This is a genomic window from uncultured Campylobacter sp. (genome assembly GCF_937890585.1).
Lineage (GTDB): Bacteria > Campylobacterota > Campylobacteria > Campylobacterales > Campylobacteraceae > Campylobacter_A.
This window is the reverse complement of the sequence record NZ_CALACG010000110.1, coordinates 1-6526: the sequence shown is the minus strand read 5'-3', so window position 1 is coordinate 6526 and position 6526 is coordinate 1. Positions and strand designations below refer to the sequence as shown.

The 6526-nt window shown below is 40.9% G+C and carries 7 protein-coding genes and 3 pseudogenes; all 10 read left to right on the top strand.

What is annotated here, in order from left to right:
- A pseudogene (locus Q0296_RS03110) lies at positions 1-113 on the top strand (rRNA (cytidine-2'-O-)-methyltransferase); the annotation flags it as partial.
- Positions 114-213: 100 nt separating this feature from the next.
- Positions 214-894, top strand: coding sequence for a 23S rRNA (guanosine(2251)-2'-O)-methyltransferase RlmB (rlmB, locus tag Q0296_RS03105; protein ID WP_298036420.1), 681 nt, complete (start codon positions 214-216; stop codon positions 892-894).
- The gene (locus tag Q0296_RS03100) at positions 887-1822 is read left to right on the top strand and encodes a phosphatidylglycerophosphate synthase (protein WP_298036418.1); all 936 of its coding nucleotides are present in this window, start codon (positions 887-889) and stop codon (positions 1820-1822) included. Before rlmB ends, Q0296_RS03100 begins: the two co-directional genes overlap by 8 nt.
- Entirely contained in the window at positions 1816-2598 is a 783-nt protein-coding gene (locus Q0296_RS03095; protein ID WP_298036417.1) for a hypothetical protein, read from the top strand. Before Q0296_RS03100 ends, Q0296_RS03095 begins: the two co-directional genes overlap by 7 nt.
- A gap of 9 nt (positions 2599-2607) precedes the next feature.
- Positions 2608-3815, top strand: a pseudogene (locus Q0296_RS03090) (LL-diaminopimelate aminotransferase).
- Complete coding sequence (locus tag Q0296_RS03085; protein WP_107945436.1) at positions 3812-5074, top strand: homoserine dehydrogenase; 1263 nt, start codon at positions 3812-3814, stop codon at positions 5072-5074. Before Q0296_RS03090 ends, Q0296_RS03085 begins: the two are co-directional and overlap by 4 nt.
- Position 5075: 1 nt before the next feature.
- Positions 5076-5417, top strand: coding sequence for a YraN family protein (locus Q0296_RS03080; RefSeq protein WP_298036414.1), 342 nt, complete (start codon positions 5076-5078; stop codon positions 5415-5417).
- Between the two features lie 73 nt (positions 5418-5490).
- Positions 5491-5805, top strand: coding sequence for a thioredoxin (gene trxA / locus Q0296_RS03075; protein WP_107849458.1), 315 nt, complete (start codon positions 5491-5493; stop codon positions 5803-5805).
- Positions 5805-6251: a hypothetical protein gene (locus tag Q0296_RS03070; protein ID WP_298036408.1), complete on the top strand. Its 447-nt coding sequence runs from the start codon at positions 5805-5807 to the stop codon at positions 6249-6251. Before trxA ends, Q0296_RS03070 begins: the two co-directional genes overlap by 1 nt.
- 9 nt (positions 6252-6260) lie before the next feature.
- Positions 6261-6497: pseudogene (locus tag Q0296_RS03065) on the top strand (NAD(P)/FAD-dependent oxidoreductase); the annotation flags it as partial.
- Positions 6498-6526: the final 29 nt, after the last annotated feature.

Here is a 6526-nt window from a genome sequence, read left to right as displayed (position 1 = left end):
CAAAAGACGAGATCCTATCGCTTGATATCGCCCCAAAAGCAAAGGCAAAACTGCTTAGCAAAATAACTGGCAAGGACGTCAAAAAGCTATACGACGAGCTTATAAAAGCGTAAATTTAAAAGCTCAAATTCTCTCAAAAAGTTTCAAAAATTCACTCAAATTTAGAAGCAAAATAAGTTAAATTTTACTTGACTTTAGCTACCATAAGCAACCATGATAATATACGGAAAACAGCTATTTTTACATATTTTGAACAAGCGCCCGCAGATCCTAGAAGAGATCTATCTCTCAAAAGAGTGTGATAAAAAACTCTTCTCTAAAATTTGCGGCACAGGCAAGAAGATCATCCGCGTGGATAATCAAAAAGCTCAGTCTATGGCGCATGGCGGCAACCATCAAGGCTTCTTAGCAAGCGTTAGTGAGTTTGAGTTTTCAGACTTTAACGAGCTAAAAAAGCTAAATTTCATCGCCGTGCTTTATGGCATAAGCGACGTTGGAAACATCGGTGCTATCGCTAGAAGTGCCTATGCTCTAGGCTGCGAAGGGTTAGTCATTGTTGCAAAAAGTGTAAATATGCAAGGCGTTTTAAGGTCAAGTAGCGGTGCTGCTTACGAGATACCAATAGCCATTTTTGAAGACGGACTTAGCCTGCTAAATGAGCTAAAACAGTGTGGTTTTAGACTCTACGCTACGGCAAGTGAGGGCAAAAATATAAAAGAGATGAAATTTGCTGGCAAGAGGGCTTTGGTGATGGGCTCAGAGGGCGAAGGCATACCGCAAAAAGCTCTAGCAAAGTGCGATGAGTGCGTCGGTATCAAGCTAAAAGACGGCTGGGACTCCCTAAATGTAAGTGCAGCTTTTGCGATAATTTGTGATAGGATGATAGATGAATGAACTAGAAAATTTAAAAGAGATAGGCATAAAGGAAATTTCGCGTAAGACGCACATTGAACCCACATTTTTACAATACATTTTTGACAAAAATTTTGAAAAATTATCACGCTTAAACATCAGAGGTTATGCCAAAATTTTACAGCGTGAGTATGGCGTCGATCTTAGCGAACTTCTCGCCGAATACGACGCATTTATGCAAGAAAACACCCCTGATGAGAGCAACAAAACCGTAGTTAGCCCAAAGATCGCCTCATACACGCCTGATGATATAACAAACCAAAGGCAAGGCGGCGGATCTGGCTTTTTCTTTTGGATCATCATCCTAGCTATCATCGGCGGCGGCGCTTACTATTTTGACGCCTACAAATACGTCCAAAATTTCATCGCGACCTTAAATGAAGACAACACGAGCGTGAGCTACTCGCAGTCAAGCATCGTAAATGAAGTGAAGAAAAATATAATCGACACAAATGTAACTATTTCTCAAAACACTCCAAAGATCGATGCAAACGCTTCAAGCGTGAAAATTTCGGCTCCAGCTGAGCAAAACGCGACTGTAAGTCCTGCTAGCGTTGATCAAAATGCCCTAAAGCCTAGCATGGCAGCCCAGCTAGCTCCAAAAGTAGAGCAAAATGTGACAAAGCCACTAAATGAGGCGGTTATCACACCAAAACAACGCGTTTGGATAGGCATCATCAACCTTGAAAATGGCCAAAAAACATCAAGCGATACAAGCAAAAGTGTCAATATAAATTTAGACCAAAGACAGCTAGTAGTTTGCGGGAATGGCAACATCGAGCTTAAGATCGGCGATAAAGTGACAAAATATAATCCAAGCCGTCCAGCTAGATTTTTAGTAGAAAATGGCGATATGAAATTTTTAACTTATGACGAGTTTGTCGAGATGAATAAGGGCAAATCTTGGTAAAAAAACTAGTCATATTTCTTCTTTTTAGCATCTTTTCATACGCTTTTGATCTAAATAGCAGCGCAAACGCACTAAGCAGTGGGAAATATCTGCAAATTTCTTTAGAAAATTTAGACACTAACGGCTCGCTAAACGTTGGCGAGCTAGTCTCAAGGCTAAAGCAAAGCTCAAACTACGATGCTCTCTCTTTTAGCTCAAATAGCTTAAATTTAAAATTTATAAGCACGCAAAAAGCCCCCTCAGCACTATTTGTCAAATCGATAAATTTAGCTCTTGAAGATGCAAACATAAGCGTGGCAAGAGTAAATTCTCTAAAAAATGGCAATGAAATTTCTTATGGGATTTTAGCTCTAAAAAGTGGTGGCATAGATCCAAATTTGCTAAATTTCACGCTTAGTAAAAGCGGCTTTAAGATCATGGGATTTGATAGAGTTGATGGAAATTTAGCGCTTTATTTGGATGCTAAAAATATGAGCCTAAATGCCTCAAAAGTAAATTTTAACGAAGAGACCCCGCTTGTAAAGAGCGGCGGTGTCTATATCGTAGATGTAGCAGGTGCAAGTAGCCTAAATATCATCTCAAACGAGCCAAACAAATGGGTGCCGCTTGTTAGAATTTATGATAAAAACTTAAACCAAATCGATCTAAAAAGAGAAAACGAGATAAAAACTAACTACACCATAAATTTAGCTAACGACGCAAAATATGCGTTAATTAGCGACAATAACGACATAACTAACATTAAAAACGAGATAATTATCAAGCTTATAAAATAGGAGCAAACAGTGTTTGATGAGATAAGATTTAATACAATTGAGCGTTTGCCAAACTACGTTTTTGCCGAAGTAAATGCTATAAAAATGGCAGCACGCAGAGCTGGCGAGGACATCATAGACTTCTCTATGGGCAACCCAGAGGGCAGAACACCGCAACACATCGTCGATAAACTATGCGAAAGCGCGCAAAAAGACAAGACCCACGGCTACTCAGCCAGCGCTGGAATTTACAAGCTCCGCCTTGCCATTTGCAACTGGTATAAGCGCAAATACGGCGTAAATTTAGACCCAGAGACCGAAGCGGTCGCCACCATGGGTAGCAAAGAGGGCTTTGTGCATCTTGCTCAAGCCATAATAAACCCAGGCGACGTGGCTATCGTGCCTGATCCTGCCTATCCGATACACACGCAGGCCTTTTTGTTTGCTGGCGGAAGTGTCGCAAAGATGCCGCTTCATTACAACGATAAATTTGAGCTAGATGAGAATAAATTTTTTGAAAATTTGATCCAGACGATACATGCAAGCTCACCAAAACCAAAATATGTGGTTGTAAATTTCCCTCACAATCCAACGACCGTGACCGTGCAAAAGAGCTTTTACGAGCGCCTTGTAAGCGTTGCAAAGCAAGAGAGATTTTACATCATCTCAGATATCGCCTACGCAGATCTTACATTTGATGGCTACAAAACGCCAAGCATCTTTGAAGTAGAAGGCGCAAAAGACGTCGCAGTCGAGTGCTACACCCTTTCAAAAAGCTACAACATGGCAGGCTGGAGAGTTGGCTTTATGTGCGGAAACAAGAGACTTTGTGCCGCACTTAAAAAGATAAAATCATGGGTTGATTACGGCATGTTTACGCCTGTCCAGGTCTCAGCTACGGTTGCACTTGACGGCGATCAAAGCTGCGTTGAAGAGATACGCCAAATTTATGAAAAAAGAAGAGATGTGATGATAGAGGCCTTCACTCAGGCTGGTTGGGAGCTTAAAAAGCCAAATGCTAGCATGTTTATCTGGGCGAAACTTCCACCAAAGGTTAGCCACTTAGGCAGTCTTGAGTTTTCAAAGCAGCTTCTTACAAAGGCATCAGTCGCCGTTAGCCCGGGCATTGGTTTGGCGAGGGCGGAAACGACTATGTGCGCTTAGCTCTTATCGAAAACGAAAATAGGATAAGGCAAGCAGCAAGAAATATAAAAAAATATTTGAAAGAATTTGAATGAATGTAGCGATATTGGGCGTTGGAACCGTTGGCGAGTCGGTCGCAAAAATTTTACTAAAAAACAAAAAGCTAATCGCAGCAAGATGTGGCGAGGAGATAGTGCCAGTCGTCGGTGTGGTTAGAAATTTAAACAAAAAAAGAGACGCTGGCATCCCTTTGACTGATGATATAAATAGCGTCATAAACCGCGATGATATCGACGTTTTTGTCGAGCTTATGGGCGGTGTTGAAGAGCCTTTTAGAGTGGTGAGTGAAATTTTAAAACGCAAAAAAGCGGTCGTCACTGCAAACAAAGCGCTTCTTGCCTATCATAGATACGCCTTACAAAATTTAGCCAAAAACACGCCATTTGGCTTTGAAGCAAGCGTGGCTGGTGGCATACCGATCATTAGAGCCTTAAGAGAAGGGCTTAGCGCCAACCACATCTTAAGCATAAATGGCATACTAAATGGCACAAGCAACTACATCCTAACCTCGATGATGAATGAGGGCTCAAATTTTAAAGACGCACTTAAAAAGGCGCAGGAGCTTGGATATGCCGAGGCTGATCCTACTTTTGACGTGGGTGGCTTTGATACAGCTCACAAGCTTCTCATCCTAGCAAGTATCGCTTATGGCGTGCACGGCGATCCAGAAGATATCTTGATAGAAGGGATTCAAGGCATCACGCCAGAAGATATATTTTTCGCAAAAGACTTTGAATACTCGATCAAGCTTCTAGCTATCGCCAAAAAAAGCGAAGGTAAAGTCGAGCTACGCGTGCATCCAGCGCTTGTGCCACAAAACAAAATGATAGCAAAGGCAAGTGGCGTGACAAATGCGATCAGCGTTGTTGGAGAGGTCGTTGGTGAGACGATGTACTATGGCCCAGGAGCTGGCGGCGACGCAACAGCAAGTGCAGTAATTAGCGATCTCATCGACATCGCAAGAGATAGCAAGTCGCCTATGCTTGGATACAAAGCGCCATTTGAGCTAAACACCTTAGAGCTGCTTGATCGCGACAGGATAAAGACGAAATACTACTTTAGGCTAAAAGTCGAAGACAAAATGGGCGTGCTAGCAAAGATAACAAATTTAATGAGCGAAAACAACCTCTCGATCGATAGCTTGCTGCAAAAGCCAAAAGATGAGAGCGAGTATGCCGTGTTATTTTTTACGACGCACACGAGCTTGGAGGCTGATGCAAAGCGAACGATGGAGCTTTTAAAAGAGCAAGAGTATATAAAAGAAGAGCCATTTATGATGAGGATCGAGGAGTAGTTTGGGGCTAAAAGAGTATCTCTTTGGCAAGAGCTCTGAAGACAGGGCTTGCGAATTTTTGCGTAAGCTTGGTTTTGTCATTTTAGAGAGAAATTTTCACTCTAAATTTGGTGAGATCGACATCATTGCGCTTGGAAGTGATAAAATTTTACACTTCATAGAGGTAAAAGCAACTAGCGGAGGATACGAAGCGGAGTATAGACTAAACAAGGCAAAATATATGAAAATTTTAAAAACGATAAATTTTTATATGATGAAAAATGAGCCAAACAGAGACTTTCAGCTCGATCTGCTTGTTGTAAAAAATGAAAATTTTGACTTGATAGAAAATATTAGTTTATAATAAAATTTATTATTTATCTAAAATTTAAATTTTCTTTTGTATAATTGCCACATCTTGAAAATAAGGAGAACAAATGGGAAAATACATCGAACTCACAAAAGAAAATTTTGATGTAACAAAAGAAGGCGTTGCTCTAGTAGATTTCTGGGCTCCATGGTGCGGACCTTGCCGTATGCTAGCTCCAGTGATCGAAGAGCTTGCTGAAGACTTCGAGGGCAAAGCGAAAATTTGCAAGGTAAATACTGATGAAGAGCAAGATCTTGCAGTTGAGTTTGGCATAAGATCGATCCCAACATTGCTATTTTTCAAAAATGGCGAGCTAGTTGAGCAAATGGTCGGTGCGCAGTCAAAACAAGCCCTAACTGACAAACTAAATTCGCTTCTTTAATGAGCGAAAAAAGAAGAGGAAGTCTGCTTCCTCTTACCTATATATTTGGTTCATTTTTTGGTGCAGCTATGATAGCGGCTGCATTTGCGTATAGCAACTATCGTTTTTCACAATATAAATTTGTTGATTTTGCGAAGCTAGTTTTTTACGAAAAAAGCGAAATTTTCACTCCAAAAGAGCCAAAATACACGCTTTTAATCTTCAGTTCAAATCAATCAAAATTAGACGAAATTTTACCAACCAAAAATGAAACAGTTGTGGCGATCGATATCTTTCAAAAAAGATATGAGTCAAACTCAACACTAAAATATATAAGCTCAGATATAAATACAGTTTTGGAGCTTATGCGAAATTTAAGCATCACAAAGCTTCCTAGCAGTGTTGAGATAGTTCATCAAAGGGGCGAAATTTACAAACAAAATTCGTCCATAAATATTTTAGAATAAAGGAAATTTATGCTTGATTTAGCGATCATCGGAGGCGGTCCAGCAGGACTAAGCGCCGGACTTTACGCCACTAGAGGCGGACTAAAAAATGTTGTAATGTTTGAAAAAGGCGAGCCTGGCGGTCAGATCACCTCTAGCTCAGAGATAGAAAACTACCCAGGTCAAAAAGCCCCTGGCGAGAGCGGCTTTGACTTCATGAGTACTTGGTGGAAGCAGTGCAGTGCATTTGGACTAGTTCACAAACTGTCTCTTATACACATCTGACGCTGCCGACG

Coding starts and splice junctions, on each gene's coding strand:
- rlmB (WP_298036420.1), top strand. CDS start 214: ATGATAATATACGGAAAACAGCTATTTTTACATATTTTGAACAAGCGC.
- Q0296_RS03100 (WP_298036418.1), top strand. CDS start 887: ATGAATGAACTAGAAAATTTAAAAGAGATAGGCATAAAGGAAATTTCG.
- Q0296_RS03085 (WP_107945436.1), top strand. CDS start 3,812: ATGAATGTAGCGATATTGGGCGTTGGAACCGTTGGCGAGTCGGTCGCA.
- trxA (WP_107849458.1), top strand. CDS start 5,491: ATGGGAAAATACATCGAACTCACAAAAGAAAATTTTGATGTAACAAAA.
- Q0296_RS03070 (WP_298036408.1), top strand. CDS start 5,805: ATGAGCGAAAAAAGAAGAGGAAGTCTGCTTCCTCTTACCTATATATTT.